The sequence below is a fragment of the Streptomyces tibetensis genome, from assembly GCF_007655005.1.
In the GTDB taxonomy this organism is placed as follows: domain Bacteria; phylum Actinomycetota; class Actinomycetes; order Streptomycetales; family Streptomycetaceae; genus Streptomyces; species Streptomyces tibetensis.
Map to the genome: position 1 here is coordinate 57,532 of NZ_SZVW01000001.1, position 13,925 is coordinate 71,456.

General features: G+C 72.0%; 16 protein-coding genes. 6 read left to right on the top strand and 10 right to left on the bottom strand.

Translation table 11 applies throughout. The annotated features are described in order from the left end of the window. Positions 1-17: 17 nt before the first annotated feature. A complete protein-coding gene (locus FDO69_RS00235; protein WP_104777534.1) occupies positions 18-530 on the top strand; it encodes a hypothetical protein in 513 nt (170 codons plus the stop codon). Positions 531-534: 4 nt separating this feature from the next. On the opposite strand, the gene FDO69_RS00240 is transcribed toward FDO69_RS00235, so the two are convergent. Next, positions 535-1,290 carry a hypothetical protein gene (locus FDO69_RS00240; protein WP_104777535.1) on the bottom strand — a complete coding sequence of 252 codons (756 nt, stop codon included), beginning with the start codon at positions 1,288-1,290 and terminating at the stop codon, positions 535-537. Positions 1,291-1,515: 225 nt separating this feature from the next. Here FDO69_RS00240 and FDO69_RS00245 point away from each other — a divergent pair, with 225 nt between their 5' ends. The 3 genes from FDO69_RS00245 to FDO69_RS00255 are packed head-to-tail and all read left to right on the top strand — an operon-like array spanning position 1,516 to position 4,565. Then, the gene (locus FDO69_RS00245; RefSeq protein ID WP_104777536.1) at positions 1,516-2,799 is read left to right on the top strand and encodes a magnesium transporter MgtE N-terminal domain-containing protein; all 1,284 of its coding nucleotides are present in this window, start codon (positions 1,516-1,518) and stop codon (positions 2,797-2,799) included. After that, complete coding sequence (locus FDO69_RS00250; protein WP_104777537.1) at positions 2,789-3,388, top strand: DUF1003 domain-containing protein; 600 nt, start codon at positions 2,789-2,791, stop codon at positions 3,386-3,388. Before FDO69_RS00245 ends, FDO69_RS00250 begins: the two co-directional genes overlap by 11 nt. A gap of 43 nt (positions 3,389-3,431) precedes the next feature. Further along, complete coding sequence (locus tag FDO69_RS00255) at positions 3,432-4,565, top strand: Mrp/NBP35 family ATP-binding protein (RefSeq protein WP_104777538.1); 1,134 nt, start codon at positions 3,432-3,434, stop codon at positions 4,563-4,565. 155 nt (positions 4,566-4,720) lie between these two features. Here FDO69_RS00255 and FDO69_RS00260 read toward each other — a convergent pair whose 3' ends face one another. The 5 genes from FDO69_RS00260 to sigE form a co-directional block, all read right to left on the bottom strand. After that, a complete protein-coding gene (locus FDO69_RS00260; RefSeq protein WP_104777539.1) occupies positions 4,721-5,392 on the bottom strand; it encodes a hypothetical protein in 672 nt (223 codons plus the stop codon). A 225-nt stretch (positions 5,393-5,617) separates the two neighbouring features. Beyond that, entirely contained in the window at positions 5,618-6,067 is a 450-nt protein-coding gene (locus FDO69_RS00265) for a sec-independent translocase (protein ID WP_104777540.1), read from the bottom strand. A 219-nt stretch (positions 6,068-6,286) separates the two neighbouring features. After that, positions 6,287-7,894 (bottom strand): trypsin-like peptidase domain-containing protein, encoded by a 1,608-nt coding sequence (locus FDO69_RS00270; protein ID WP_420878478.1) that lies wholly within the window; start codon positions 7,892-7,894, stop codon positions 6,287-6,289. 785 nt (positions 7,895-8,679) lie between these two features. Further along, a complete protein-coding gene (locus FDO69_RS00275) occupies positions 8,680-9,723 on the bottom strand; it encodes an anti-sigma factor family protein (protein ID WP_104777542.1) in 1,044 nt (347 codons plus the stop codon). Beyond that, positions 9,720-10,421: an RNA polymerase sigma factor SigE gene (sigE, locus tag FDO69_RS00280; protein ID WP_104777543.1), complete on the bottom strand. Its 702-nt coding sequence runs from the start codon at positions 10,419-10,421 to the stop codon at positions 9,720-9,722. Before sigE ends, FDO69_RS00275 begins: the two co-directional genes overlap by 4 nt. Before the next feature lie 235 nt (positions 10,422-10,656). Here sigE and FDO69_RS00285 point away from each other — a divergent pair, with 235 nt between their 5' ends. Further along, on the top strand, positions 10,657-11,355 hold the full coding sequence (locus FDO69_RS00285) for an O-methyltransferase (protein WP_276616026.1): 699 nt from the start codon (positions 10,657-10,659) through the stop codon (positions 11,353-11,355). A 118-nt stretch (positions 11,356-11,473) separates the two neighbouring features. Here the strand turns inward: FDO69_RS00285 and FDO69_RS00290 are convergent, their stop codons facing one another. After that, positions 11,474-11,641, bottom strand: a complete 168-nt coding sequence (locus FDO69_RS00290) for a DUF3117 domain-containing protein (protein WP_003966491.1) — start codon at positions 11,639-11,641, stop codon at positions 11,474-11,476. 153 nt (positions 11,642-11,794) lie between these two features. Continuing rightward, complete coding sequence (locus FDO69_RS41030) at positions 11,795-11,959, bottom strand: hypothetical protein (RefSeq protein ID WP_159030577.1); 165 nt, start codon at positions 11,957-11,959, stop codon at positions 11,795-11,797. Positions 11,960-12,026: 67 nt separating this feature from the next. Here FDO69_RS41030 and chcB point away from each other — a divergent pair, with 67 nt between their 5' ends. Then, on the top strand, positions 12,027-12,830 hold the full coding sequence (gene chcB / locus FDO69_RS00295) for a 2-cyclohexenylcarbonyl CoA isomerase (RefSeq protein WP_104777544.1): 804 nt from the start codon (positions 12,027-12,029) through the stop codon (positions 12,828-12,830). A 94-nt stretch (positions 12,831-12,924) separates the two neighbouring features. On the opposite strand, the gene FDO69_RS00300 is transcribed toward chcB, so the two are convergent. Continuing rightward, positions 12,925-13,512 (bottom strand): DNA-3-methyladenine glycosylase I, encoded by a 588-nt coding sequence (locus FDO69_RS00300; protein ID WP_104777545.1) that lies wholly within the window; start codon positions 13,510-13,512, stop codon positions 12,925-12,927. Continuing rightward, a complete protein-coding gene (locus FDO69_RS00305) occupies positions 13,509-13,892 on the bottom strand; it encodes a DivIVA domain-containing protein (protein ID WP_104777546.1) in 384 nt (127 codons plus the stop codon). The genes FDO69_RS00300 and FDO69_RS00305 overlap by 4 nt, the downstream gene beginning before the upstream one ends. Positions 13,893-13,925: the final 33 nt, after the last annotated feature.

Here is a 13,925-nt window from a genome sequence, read left to right on the forward strand (position 1 = left end):
TGGTTAGGCTGGGCCCCATGACAAGCGAGCTGCTCGACCAGGCCCTCGTCGAGGAGGCCACGAAGAAGTCCGGCCTCGTCTGGGTCCAGGGCCCCGACGGCCCGGCGCGTGCGCTGTGGCACGTGTGGCACGAGGGTGCCGCGTGCCTGGTGGGCGACGGGCCGGGCGAGCAGCCGCTGCCTGGTCTCGCCGACGGCGCCGAGGCGAAGGTGACGGTCCGCAGCAAGGACAAGGGCGGCCGGCTGGCCACCTGGACGGCGCGGGTCACGGAGCTCGCGCCGGGCTCGCAGGCGTGGGACGCGGCGGTCGCCGAGCTCAAGGGCAAACGGCTGAACGCGCCCGACGGCGAGGCCATGACCGACCGCTGGGCCCGCGAGTGCCGGGTGCTGCGCCTGGAACCGACGGGGGCGACGGCGCCCCTGCCCGACGGCTCGCTGTCCGAGCCTCCCCTGCCGTCCCCGGCGATCACCCGCCGGCCGGTCCCGGCGGGACTGCCCCGCCTGCTGCTGAAGAAGCGCAAACGGACCTGACGGCCTAGGAGGACGGCAGCTGCCTGCCGTAGTCCACCGTCTCGTTCCTCTCCGGCTCCCGGAGGGAGAAGTCCTCGCCCCAGCCGGAGAAGGTGAGGGTGCCCGCCCCACCGGCCCGCTCCAGGCGCAGGGGGTACGGCTTGCCCTCGAGGGAGACCTCCAGGGTGCCGCCGGAACCCTTGTCACCGGTGACGCGGATGGTGCGGACGCCCGCCTCCTCGTCGTGGCCGTCCGTCGCGAGCGTCCCGTGCAGGGTCAGCAGACTGTCGAGGAGGAGACGCTTGTCCGTGAAACCACTGAACTTCTTGTACGAGGGGTCGCCCTGCGGCACCTTCACGTACTTGCCGCCGAGCTTGGAGGCCGCCGCCGCGTCCCCCTCGCCGCTGTCGCTCTTGCCGTCGCCGTGAGTCCAGAACTCGGCGTCCGCCTTGACGTAGAGCTGCTCGCCGATGCGCAGCAGCTTGAAGGTCGCGCCCTCGGAGGTGACCGAGCCGTCGCCGCCGTCGTCCTTCAGCCGGACGTCGAGCGCGTAGGTCCGCCCGCCGCTGACGACGTTGCCGTGCATCCGGACCGCCCCGGCGGATTCGGCGGCGGACCGGGTCTTGCCCTGGATCTTGGCGGCGGGCAGTCTGCCGACGCCGTTGGTGCCCTCGTTCGGATCCTCCGCGCAGCCGGTGAGCACCGTTCCCGTCACGAGCAGGGCGCATGTCGCGCTCGCGAGTGCCGCACGGCGGCCACGGCTCTGGCGAATCGGAGTCACAGGTGGGGCTGCCTCTCTGACGGGAGACCTGAACGGCGTACCGCAGGGTACCGGGGTCGTGCGGGCGGATCGGAGCCAGTCCGTCCGGACCGGCCGCCGACGCGTCACCGATCAGGACGGGCTAGCCTGAAGCCCACCCGAGCGGGCAATTCGGAAGACACAGGCACAAAAACAGCCACACGGACAGCCATCACGAACCACCCCGCACGAAAAGGAGCCGCGGCCATGGCAGCGGGCGCCCCCCGGATCTTCGTATCGCACCTCCAAGGTGTCGCCGTCTTCGACCCAGCCGGCGACCAGGTGGGGCGGGTGCGTGATCTCGTCGTCATGCTGCGGGTGGGACAGCGACCGCCCAGGCTGCTCGGCCTCGTCGTCGAACTCGCCACCCGCCGCCGTATCTTCCTGCCGATGACCCGGGTCACCGCCATCCAGTCCGGCCAGATCATCACCACCGGCGTGCTCAACGTGCGGCGTTTCGAGCAGCGGCCCACCGAGCGGCTGGTCTTCGGGGAGCTGCTGGACCGGCGGGTGACGCTCACCGAGACCGGCGAGGACGTCAGCGTCCTCGATCTGTCGGTGCATCAGCTGCCGGCCCGCCGGGAGTGGGAGATCGACCGGGTCTTCGTCCGCAAGGGCAGGAAGGGCAGTGCCTTCCGGCGCGCCAAGGGCGAGGCGCTGACCGTCGAGTGGACCGCCGTCACCGGGTTCTCCCTGGAGGAGCAGGGGCAGGGTGCCGAGAGCCTGCTCGCCACGTTCGAGCAGCTGCGCCCGGCCGACCTGGCCAACGTCCTGCACCACCTCTCCTCCAAGCGCCGGGCCGAGGTCGCCGCCGCACTCGACGACGACCGGCTCGCCGATGTGCTGGAGGAGCTGCCCGAGGACGACCAGATCGAGATCCTCGGCAAGCTGAAGGAGGAGCGCGCCGCCGACGTCCTGGAGGCCATGGACCCGGACGACGCGGCCGACCTGCTGGGCGAGCTGCCGACGGACGATCAGGAGCGGCTGCTGAGCCTGATGCAGCCCGGCGACGCGGCCGACATGCGCCGTCTGATGTCGTACGAGGACCGTACGGCCGGCGGTCTGATGACCACCGAGCCGATCGTGCTGCGCCCGGACGCCACCGTCGCCGACGCCCTCGCCCGTGTCCGCAACGCCGATCTCTCCCCCGCGCTGGCCGCCCAGGTCTACGTCTGCCGGCCCCCCGACGAGACGCCGACCGGCAAGTATCTGGGCACGGTCCACTTCCAGCGCCTGCTGCGCGAGCCACCACCGTCCCTGGTCAGCTCGATCCTGGACAGCGATCTGCAGCCGCTCGACCCCGAGGCGGAGCTGCCCGCCATCGCGGGCTTCTTCGCCACGTACGACATGGTCGCGGCGCCCGTCGTCGACGAGGCCGGCTCGCTGCTGGGCGCGGTGACGGTGGACGACGTGCTCGACCACATGCTCCCGGAGGACTGGCGGGAGACGGAGTTCCACTTGGACGAGGAGGTGGCGACCGATGGTTCCTGAGCGCGAGAGCCCGCGCGAACGCACGCCGGCGGGCGCCACGGCCGCATCCCGGCCCCGCACCACCCGCCTCGACCAGCCGCTGCCACCCCGGCGCCGGTTCCTGCCCGAGTACGACCCGGAGGCCTTCGGGCGGCTGTCGGAGCGCATCGCGCGCTTCCTGGGCACCGGGCGGTTCATCGTCTGGATGACGGTGGTCATCATCCTGTGGGTGGTGTGGAACATCTTCGCGCCGCACGACCTGCGCTTCGACGAGTACCCGTTCATCTTCCTGACCCTGATGCTGTCCCTCCAGGCCTCCTACGCCGCCCCGCTGATCCTCCTCGCGCAGAACCGGCAGGACGACCGGGACCGGGTCAACCTGGAGCAGGACCGCAAGCAGAACGAGCGGTCGATCGCCGACACCGAGTACCTGACGCGCGAGATCGCCGCCCTGCGCATCGGCCTGGGTGAGGTCGCCACCCGCGACTGGATCCGCTCGGAGCTGCAGGACATGGTCAAGGAGATGGAGGAACGGCAGAACGGCCATCGTCACGACCCCGTCGTATTCCCGGCGGAACGGTCACGCGGACGTGACGCAGACGACCGCTGAGACGCTTTCCTACGCACCGGTACGGCGCCGTACCATCGTCCTTATGGCTATGGAAGACGCGGTGCGCGAGGCACTGGCGACGGTGAACGACCCCGAGATCCACAAGCCCATCACCGAACTCGGGATGGTCAAGTCGGTGGAGATCGGCGCGGACGGGGCGGTCGCGGTCACCGTGTACCTCACGGTCTCGGGCTGCCCGATGCGGGAGACGATCACGCAGCGCGTGACCGACGCGGTCTCCGCGGTCGAGGGCGTCACCCGCGTCGACGTCACCCTCGACGTGATGAGCGACGAGCAGCGCAAGGAGCTGGCGTCCGCCCTGCGCGGCGGCCAGACCGAGCGCGAGGTCCCCTTCGCCAAGCCGGGCAGCCTGACCCGCGTCTACGCGGTCGCCTCCGGCAAGGGCGGTGTCGGCAAGTCCTCGGTGACGGTCAACCTGGCCGCGGCGATGGCGGCCGACGGCCTCAAGGTCGGTGTCGTCGACGCCGACATCTACGGCCACTCCGTGCCGCGCATGCTGGGCGCCGACGGCCGTCCCACCCAGGTCGAGAACATGATCATGCCGCCGTCGGCGAACGGCGTGAAGGTCATCTCCATCGGCATGTTCACCCCGGGCAACGCCCCGGTCGTCTGGCGCGGCCCGATGCTCCACCGTGCCCTCCAGCAGTTCCTGGCGGACGTGTACTGGGGCGACCTGGACGTCCTCCTCCTGGACCTGCCGCCCGGCACCGGCGACATCGCGATCTCCGTCGCGCAGCTGGTCCCGAACGCCGAGATCCTCGTCGTGACCACCCCGCAGCAGGCGGCGGCCGAGGTCGCCGAGCGCGCGGGCTCCATCGCCGTGCAGACCCACCAGAAGATCGTCGGCGTGGTCGAGAACATGTCCGGCCTGCCCTGCCCGCACTGCGACGAGATGGTCGACGTCTTCGGCACGGGCGGCGGTCAGACGGTCGCCGACGGCCTGACCCGCACGACCGGCGCGAACGTCCCGGTCCTCGGCAGCATCCCGATCGACGTCCGCCTGCGCGAGGGCGGCGACGACGGCAAGCCGGTCGTCCTCACGGACCCCGACTCCCCCGCGGGATCGGCCCTCCGGGCGATCGCCGGCAAGCTGGGCGGCCGTCAGCGCGGCCTGTCGGGCCTGTCGCTGGGGATCACCCCGAAGAACAAGTTCTGATCGGACGCCCCTGGGGGGACGCCCCCCCAGGGGCCCGGGGCTGTGTCGATTTGCGGCTCCACCGCGCGGGCGTGACGAGCCACAACGTGCCCGCCGCCGCCCGCTGACAGGCCCCCTACGGCGATGGGGCGCCGAAAACCCGGCGCCCCGAGGACTCACGCGTACGCGGCGATGTCCTTCACCACGGCGAACCCGAGCCCGTACGCGCTCATGCCCCTGCCGTACGCCCCGACGTGAACCCCCGCCGAGGTGGACCCGGCGAGCACCCATCCGAACTCGGACTCCCGGTAGTGGAACGCCGTCGGCACCCCGTCCACGGGCAGCGACAGCGTCGACCAGTCGGCCCCGTCCAGATCGTCCGCCAGCACCCAAGCCGTCTCGGTCTGCTGCTCCAGCCAGTCGTCCCGCAGCGCGTGGTCCATCTGCCCGGGCCAGGTGAAGGACAGCAGTCCGACGCCCGCGAGCCACGCCGCGGAGGACACCGAGGTGGCCTCCAGCAACCCCGTCCCGTCCGCCGTGCGCCGTGAGGGATTCGCCGCCACGGTCACGACGACCGCGAACTTCTCCTTGGCGTCCTGATCGCCCCCGGCCGCGTACTCGTTGCGAATGGTGGGTTCGTCCCCGTGCCCGATCGACCCGTGTTCCACGGCCCCGTCGGACGTCGTACCCACCTGCATCAGCCGGCGCGGTCCCGTGAAGGCCTCGTCGAGGCCGTACCACGGGAAGGGCGCACGCAGGTAGTCGTCGACCGTACGCCGGGCGAAGGGGGCCTGTTGTCCGCCCTCCGCGGCCGGCGTCTGCGCGACAGCCCGACTCGTCGTCTCCATGTGCCCGACGCCTCCTCGCTCTAGTCGGACCGGTACGGCCCGCCCCCCTTCGGGCGTACTCGTCACGGTCCGCACAACAACTCGGCAGCATAGCCACACCGCTGCGAGCAGCAGGGAAACCGCCCGGCGCGTGGGCCGCACGGGGGCCCCGTTCAGGCCGTACACAGCCCGACCGGAGTATGAAACGCGTCACGCACCCGGGGCGCACGCCCCTGGGCGTGTCCCTCAGGTGGCGTCCGCGTCGAAGGGCGGCCGGTCGTCCGGGTCGGGCGTCTCGGGCTTCTTCGTCATGTCGATGCGGCCACCGGACGAACCGGCAGAGCCGGCGGACGAAGCGGAGGAGGTGTCGGAGTCACGGCTGTGGACGGCGTCGGTGACCTCGGCCATCTCCTTCTTCAGGTCGAAGCCGTTGCGGATCTCCTTGAGCCCCAGGTCCTCGTTGTCCAGCTGCTTGCGGATGAACGTCTTGGGGTTGAGGTCCTCGAACTCGAAGTCCTTGAACTCCGGGCCGAGTTCCTCCCGGATGTCGTTCTTGGCGCTCTCCGAGAACTCACGGATCTTCCGGATCGTGCGCGTCACGTCCTGGATGACCTTGGGGAGCTTGTCCGGACCGAAGACGAGCACGGCAAGGACGATGAGCGTCACCAGCTCGAGTGGTCCTATGTCATTGAACACCTGAAGCTCCTAAAGCGATGTCCTCGGTCCTCGGCCCTCGTGGTCGGTGCGGGTCTTGCCGTGGTCCGGGCCGGACCCACGGTACCCGCCGATCCCGTCCGACCGGTACTGTCCCGGGACCTCCGAGTGCGGGAGGTGTGAGCGCTTTCCCGATTGTTTGCCTTGTCGGTCCGTTGTGAGGCCTGATGAGACGCCCTCCCGGGGCCAGGACCTCATGTCTCAGCCATCCGACGACCCGAGGACGAGCGAGACCTTGCGCTCCTTGCCGCCGCGCTCGACGGTCAGCTCCAGCCGGTCGCCGGGGCGATGGGCCCGGGTCTTCACGATCAGTTCCTCGCCGGAGTGCACCCGTGCGCCGTCGACCTCCGTGATGACGTCGCCCGACCTGATCCCTGCCTTGGCGCCCGGGCCGCCCGCGGTGACGGGCGGCCCGCCCTCGCTGCCCTCGGCGGCGACGCGGGCGCCGTCGCCCGTGTAGTCCATGTCCAGGGTGATGCCGATGACCGGGTGGGTGGCCTTCCCGGTGTTGATCAGCTCTTCGGCGACGCGTTTGCCCTGGTTGATGGGTATGGCGAAGCCGAGGCCTATCGAACCCGACCGGGCGCTGTCCTGCGTGGAACCGCTGTCCGCCGAGCGGATGGCCGAGTTGATGCCGATGACCCGGGCCCGGGCGTCCAGCAGGGGCCCGCCGGAGTTGCCCGGGTTGATGGGCGCGTCGGTCTGCAGCGCGTCGACGTAGGACACGTCGCTGCCGTCGCCCTTCTGGCCGCCGGCCGTGATGGGCCGCTGCGTGGCGCTGATGATGCCGGAGGTGACCGTGCCGGCCAGGTCGAAGGGGGCACCGATGGCCACGACCGGATCCCCGACCTGCACGTTGTCCGAGTTGCCCAGCGGCAGGGGGGTGAGTCCGCCGACGCCCTTGACCTTCACGACGGCGAGGTCGTAGCCGCTGTCCCGGCCGACGACCTCGGCCTTCGCGGTCTGCCCTCCGTTGAACGTCACGGTGATCTCGCCGCCGGATCCGGCGGGCTGCACGACGTGGTTGTTGGTGAGGATGTGCCCGCGGGTGTCGAGCACGAAGCCGGTGCCCGTGCCCTGCTCGCCGACGCCGCTGACATGCAGGGTGACCACGCTGGGCAGGGCCCGTCCGGCGATCCCGGCCACGCTGTCCGCGTCCCGCGCGGATGCCTCCTTCCCGGCCTGCGGCAGCTCGACGGTCCCGACGCCCCCGTTGCGCTCCAGATACGTCCCTACGACGCCGCCGAAGCCCCCGGAAACGAGCGCGAGCAGTACGGCACCGAGCACGAGGGACTTCCTGCCCCGCCTGCGCCGCTGCTGCGTGCTGAGCACGGCGGCGCCGCTCTGCTGGAAGGGCCCCTGTCCCCCGGCTGCACCGGGGGCCGCCCAGGGGTCGTAGCGCTGCCAGGGGTCGGGGGCGGGGGCGGGGGCTGGAGCACCTGCGTGGACCGGCACGGGCGCGGGGTCGCCGGGCGCACCAGGGGCACCGGGGACGCCGGGGTGCGGCATCTCGGCCGACGAGTGAGCGGAGGGCGCTGCATGGCCGTGGGCCGAAGCAGACGGTGTGCCGTGCGGCTCGGGCGGCGACGACACGGCCGCGGTGCCCGGCACGGCCGGCTGGCCCGGGGAGGGCGCTGCATGGCCGGTGGCCGAAGCAGACGGTGTGCCGTGCGGCTCGGGCGGCGACGACACGGCCGCGGTGCCCGGCACGGCCGGCTGCCCCGGGGAGGGCGCTGCATGGCCGGTTGTCGAAGCGGACGGTGTGCCGTGCGGCTCGGGCGGCGGCGACACGGCCGCGGTGCCCGGCACGGCCGGCTGGCCCGGGGAGGGCGCTGCATGGCCGGTGGCCGAAGCAGACGGTGTGCCGTGCGGCTCGGGCGGCGACGACACGGCCGCGGTGCCCGGCACGGCCGGCTGGCCCGGGGAGGGCGCTGCATGGCCGGGGGCCGAAGCAGACGGTGTGCCGTGCGGCTCGGGCGGCGACGACACGGCCGCGGTGCCCGGCACGGTCGGCTGCCCCGGTGTCGCCACGCCCTGCGCGGGGATCGTCGCCGGGTGCTGGACGGGCGGCGCGGGCGCCCAGGGACCGGGTTCGCCGTAGGGCGGGGTGCTGTAAGGGTCGGGGTCGTGCAGCGGCCGGGGAGCATCCTGCACCGGCCCGGCAACGCCGGCCTCCGCCGTCCCGGGCTCCGACGCCGTCGCCTTTGCGGCGCTCTCGGCCGGAACCGCTTCGGGGCGCCTCAACTCGTAGTCGCCGTCCGTGTCGTGCCGAGGCGCGGGCTGGGGCAGCTCGAAGTCACCGTCGGGGCCGGTCGATGCCTGGGCGGTCTCGGGCCCGTGCACACCGCTCCCGCCCGAGTCTTCCGCCGTGACCTGGTCCGTTCCGTCCGGCTCCCCCGCATGGTCCTGCGGCCGTGGACGGCTCCACCACTTCGCTTTCGTGGGCTTCCCCTCGTTCATGCTCTCCCCACAGCCGCGGCACGGCTCGTCGCGATGGCCGCAGTTCCTACTCGAACCGGCGCCCGGCCACACCTCGGCCGCGGGCGACAACCCCCGGATTCAATCAGGTTCGCGGGCCGATGCGCAGAGGCCGGTCAGTGAGCCGTGCGCGAGGAAGCGGGGGACGAAGGGGAGGAGGTCGGGTCCGCGAGGGGCACGGCGAACAGCGGGGCCGTGATCTCGGGGACCGCGGACCACGAGGTCAGGGCGGCGGGAGTGGCCGCTTCGAGCGGACGTATCAACGGGGACATGACGGCGGCTCCGGCCACCACCGGGGCGGTCAGCGCGTGGAACGCGTGGTGCCGGGCGGCGGACGGCACTCCGGGCAGCAGCGGGGCCGAGACCTCGGTCGGGGCGACCGGGGCGCGGCCGAGCATGCTCTCGCCGTGCACCTGCCCGAGCTGCGGCGCCGACCGGCGGCGCTGGGACTCGGGCGTCGTCGCGGCGCCGGTGCCCTGGGAGCGCATCGGTGTGACGTTGCTCCCCGTGCCCTGGCCACCTCGGGCCTCGGCATCGACCGGTGTGCCGGTGGTGACGCCGCCCAGCGCGATCGCCGCCAGGGACACGGCACCGGCCGCCACGAACGCGAATCGCAGCCGCGAGGACGACCGGTCGCCGTCGTGCCGGCCCACGTCGTGAATGCGGAAGCCCCTCTCCGGGGGCAGGCCCCGGTGGCCGGGCAGCGGGCCGCCGGTGTCGGAGGGAAGGCCAGGGGTTCCGCCCGGGGACGCGGGCACCACGGGCAGGTGCGACCGGGACGGGGCGTACCCGAACTCGAACCGCTCGCCGCGCTTCACACCGAAGGCCCCGGACGATCCGAACCGTCCGGACAGTCCTCCGGGCAGCCCTGCCCCGCCCGGCGGCGTGATCTCACCGTCCGGGCCGCCGCCCGCGGGTAGTCCCTGCAGGCGGGCCAGGAAACTCTCGGAGGGGGGCGGCGGGGCCGCCTCCGCGAAGACGTTCTTCAGCCGGCGCTGGGCGTCCACCTCCGCCTTGCACTTCGGGCAGGTGGCCACGTGCGCCAGTACGCGCTCGCGCGCGTCATGACCGAGCTCTCCGTCCACCAGGGCGGAGAGTCGGTCTCCCAGATGCTGCTCTGCGAGGTGACCCTCGGAGGCTTTCGGCCGAGATCCGCTCACGCGCTCGCGCCCCCTCCTCCCAGGGCGGGAACACGGGGCACGAAGGAGCGGCGCTCGGCGCGTGCCTCCGGGGAGCGGTGCGCGAGAGCCTTGCGCAGCTGGGAGCGTCCGCGGTGGATCCGGGAGCGGACCGTGCCGAGCTTGACGCCGAGGGTCGCCGCGATCTCCTCGTACGACAGTCCTTCGATGTCGCACAGGACGACCGCGGCGCGGAACTCGGGGGCGAGGGTGTCGAGGGCCTGCTGGACGTCCGCGTCGAAGTGCGCGTCGTTGAAGATCTGCTGCGGCGTGGGCTCCTTGCTGGGCAGGCGCTCGGCCGCGTCCTCGCCGAGCGCGTCGAAGCGGATGCGCTGCTTGCGGCGGACCATGTCCAGGAAGAGGTTCGTGGTGATGCGGTGCAGCCAGCCCTCGAAGGTGCCCGGCGTGTAGGTCGACAGGGAGCGGAAGACACGGACGAAGACCTCCTGCGTGAGGTCCTCCGCGTCGTGCTGGTTGCCGGTCAGACGGTAGGCGAGCCGGTAGACCCGGCCGCTGTGCGTGCTGACGATCTCCTCCCACGTGGGCGGAGTCCACGCCTGCCCGTCCGCGTCGGTGGTGAAGGTCGCGGTCTGGGCGAAGTCAGCGGCGTGACTGTGGTCAGCAGCGGTGTCGTTCACAGATGTCGGCCTGCCAGCCGGTCCGAGGAAGCGCCGGAGCACTCCTCCGCGAACCACAGCCGCAGCCGCACCTCCCCTGTCAGCTCTGGTGGTGTCCAGTGGAGCCCCTACCATAGCCACCTCGCCCGTTAGGACCGGATAAGTGGTTTTACGAGAATTTGATCTGGGCTGATACGCCTCGTACTCGTGCGTCAGCCTCGGCTCAACGTCCTGATCCACAGCCCGTCCCCCCGTCCCGGCCCACGCCGCTCGCTCATCCCTTTAAACGACCGGTCCCATCTGCGGGTTCCCGTGCCCAACGGATACAGTCACGCCCAGGCATTCACGGGGACAGGAGAGGGTCATTACCGGCAACCGGCAGACGAGCTGGGCGTTCGCCGACGCCTATGTCGCCGAGGACGAAACGCTGCAGTGGGCCCGGGACCGGGCCCGCGAGGCAGGGTTGCGCTCGGTGACGCCCGGCACGGGCGCTGCGCTGCGGTTGCTGGCCGCGTCGGTCGACGCGAAGGCCGTGGCGGAGATCGGGACCGGCTGCGGTGTCTCCGGGATCCACCTCCTGCACGGTATGCGGCCGGACGGTGTTCTGACGACCGTGGACCCCGAGCCGGAGCACCAGCAGTTCGCCCGTCAGGCCTTCCGCGCCTCCGGCTTCGCCAGCAACAGGGCCCGCTTCATCCCGGGCCGCGCCCTGGACGTGCTGCCCCGCCTCGCGGACGCCGGTTACGACCTGGTCTTCTGCGACGGTGATCGCCTGGAGGTCATGGACTACCTCGCCGAATCGTTGCGCCTGCTGCGCACCGGCGGGCTGGTCGTCTTCGAGGGCGCCTTCGCGAACGGCCGGACGGTGGACTCCGGTCCGCAGCCCACGGAGGTGCTGCGGCTGCGGGAGCTGCTGCGCGCCGTGCGCGAGAGCCAGGAGCTGGTGCCGTCACTGCTGCCGGTGGGCGACGGGCTGCTGTGCGCGGTGAAACGCTAGCCGGGTCGCGCGTTATCCAAGCGGGAGACGGGGCAGGCGAGTGTCGTCGGTGAGAAAAACAGCCGCCCCGGCACCGAGATGATGCCGGGGCAACTGAAAGGGTATGGTCGCTTGCGCCTCAGCCGACGACCTTCTTGAGGGCGTCGCCCAGCGCGTCGGCCTCGTCAGGGGTCAGCTCGACGACGAGCCGACCGCCGCCTTCGAGCGGAACGCGCATGACGATGCCCCGCCCCTCCTTGGTCACCTCGAGCGGGCCATCACCCGTTCGCGGCTTCATGGCCGCCATGCTCGTTCCCCTTCCTGAAACCCAGCTCATCGTCAAAGCCGACGGCCCCTGAGAAGGGCACACGTGCGGCCCTTGTGGCAGGACACGCGTCACCGGCATCGAACACATTGCTTCCAAGCCATTATCCCGCATCTCAGGACCCGATGACCAACATCAGTCGGCATCGCTTGGGCAACGCACGCGAGCAAAACCACTCAATTCGGCGATGAGGCTGCGATACTCCGCCACCGCACACACTTCCGCCGAACCAATCCGGACGAGAATTGTTTGACGCAGGTCACACGTCCGGTCCGGTTCCCGGCCCGCGATCTCCGTCATGCTGTCCTGCATACCCGGGGCGTACCGGCCGGTACGTCCCCGTTCCGCGACCCGGAGGGGATACGCCATGGCCGACACCGTGCTCTACGAGGTGAGCGACGGACTCGCGACGATCACGCTGAACCGCCCGGAGGCGATGAACGCGCTGAACGTGGAGACCAAGGTCGCCCTGCGGGAGGCGGTCGAGTCGGCGGCGCGCGACGGGGCCGTGCGGGCGGTGCTGCTGACGGCCGCCGGGGACCGGGCGTTCTGCGTCGGGCAGGACCTCAAGGAGCACATCGGGCTGCTGGTCCAGGACCGGGAGACCGGCTCGGGGCAGACCATGAACACGGTCCGGGAACACTACAACCCGATCGTGCGGGCGCTGGCGGGGGCGGCGAAGCCGGTCGTCGCCGCCGTGAACGGGGTGGCGGCCGGGGCGGGCTTCGGCTTCGCGCTCGCCGCGGACTACCGGATCGTGGCGGATACGGCGGCGTTCAACACCTCGTTCGCCGGGGTGGCGCTGACCGCCGACTCGGGGATCTCCTGGACGCTGCCGCGGGTGATCGGCCCGGGCCGCGCCGCCGATCTGCTGCTCTTCCCGCGGAGCATCGGCGCGCAGGAGGCGTACGAGCTGGGCATCGCCAACCGGCTGGTGCCGTCCGCCGAGCTGCGCGCGGAGGCCGAGAAGGTGGCGCGGGCGCTGGCCGAGGGTCCGACGGTGGCGTACGCGGCTCTGAAGGAGTCGGTGGCGTACGGGCTGACGCACTCCCTGGAGGAGGCCCTGGAGAAGGAGGACGAGCTCCAGACCCGGGCCGGCTCCTCCGAGGATCACGCGATCGCGGTCCAGGCCTTCGTCAACAAGGAGAAGCCGAAGTATCTGGGCCGCTGAGTTCGGGGCGGTCCCGCCGTGGGGGCACCGCGGGTTTTGTGTGATGGATCGCGCCCCCGCGGCGGAGCCGCACATCGACTCAGCCCCGCGCCCCTTACGGGGCGCTCCTGGCGACGCAGGCCTCCAGGTGATCGTCCACCAAACCGCACGCCTGCATCAGCGCGTACGCCGTCGTCGGGCCCACGAAGCGCAGCCCTCGCTTCTTCAGGGCCTTGGACAGGGCCGTCGATTCGGGGGTGACGGGCGGGACGTCGGACAGGGTCTTGGGGACCGGGCGGCCGGCCGGGTCGGGGGCGTGGGACCAGATCAGTTCGTCCAGCTCGCCCGGGGCCCATTCGGTCAGCGCACGCGCGTTGGCGAGGGTCGCGTCGATCTTGGCGCGGTTGCGGATGATGCCCGCGTCGGCCAGGAGGCGCTCGCGGTCCTCCTCGGTGAAGGCCGCCACCGACGCGATCTTGAAGTCGGCGAAGGCGGCGCGGAAGCCGGGCCGGCGGCGCAGGATGGTGATCCACGACAGGCCGGACTGGAAGGCCTCCAGGCTGAGGCGCTCGAAGAGCGCGTCGTCGCCGTGGACGGCGCGGCCCCACTCCTCGTCGTGGTACGCGACGTACTCCGGGGCGGACAGGGCCCAGGGGCAGCGCAGTGCGCCGTCCGGGCCGGCCAGGGCGGTGCCGTCGCTCACGGCCGGTCCTCCCGCCGCGGCTTGTCCATGGAGACGTGGTTCTCCCCGGCGGCGGACACCGGCCCGTGGGCGGCGGACGACCGGGCACCGGCCAGGGCGGACTCCAGGTCGGCGATGCGGGCGTCGCGCTCGGCGAGCTCGGCGCCCAGGCGGCTGAGGGCGTCGTCCACGTCCGCCATGCGGTAGCCGCGGGCGGCGAGCGGGAAGCGCAGGCCTTCCACGTCCGCGCGGTCCACCGGCCGGTCCGGGGGCAGCGGGTCCCGCAGCAGCTCGGGGGCGGCCTCGGGCAGCGGGCCGTTCTCGCCGCCGCCCACCACGGCGAGGGTCACCGCGGCGACCACGACGGCGAGCGCGACGACCAGGAACAGGAACATAACCATCGCGGGGCCCCCACGGTCGGATGCATCGGACGC

What these genes read in the sequence shown, in the direction of transcription:
- FDO69_RS00235 (WP_104777534.1), top strand. Translation starts at nt 18, where the DNA reads ATGACAAGCGAGCTGCTCGACCAGGCCCTCGTCGAGGAGGCCACGAAG.
- FDO69_RS00245 (WP_104777536.1), top strand. Translation starts at nt 1,516, where the DNA reads ATGGCAGCGGGCGCCCCCCGGATCTTCGTATCGCACCTCCAAGGTGTC.
- FDO69_RS00250 (WP_104777537.1), top strand. Translation starts at nt 2,789, where the DNA reads ATGGTTCCTGAGCGCGAGAGCCCGCGCGAACGCACGCCGGCGGGCGCC.
- FDO69_RS00255 (WP_104777538.1), top strand. Translation starts at nt 3,432, where the DNA reads ATGGCTATGGAAGACGCGGTGCGCGAGGCACTGGCGACGGTGAACGAC.
- FDO69_RS00260 (WP_104777539.1), bottom strand. Translation starts at nt 5,392, where the DNA reads ATGGAGACGACGAGTCGGGCTGTCGCGCAGACGCCGGCCGCGGAGGGC.
- FDO69_RS00290 (WP_003966491.1), bottom strand. Translation starts at nt 11,641, where the DNA reads ATGGCGGCCATGAAGCCGCGAACGGGTGATGGCCCGCTCGAGGTGACC.
- FDO69_RS41030 (WP_159030577.1), bottom strand. Translation starts at nt 11,959, where the DNA reads ATGACGGAGATCGCGGGCCGGGAACCGGACCGGACGTGTGACCTGCGT.
- chcB (WP_104777544.1), top strand. Translation starts at nt 12,027, where the DNA reads ATGGCCGACACCGTGCTCTACGAGGTGAGCGACGGACTCGCGACGATC.
- FDO69_RS00305 (WP_104777546.1), bottom strand. Translation starts at nt 13,892, where the DNA reads ATGGTTATGTTCCTGTTCCTGGTCGTCGCGCTCGCCGTCGTGGTCGCC.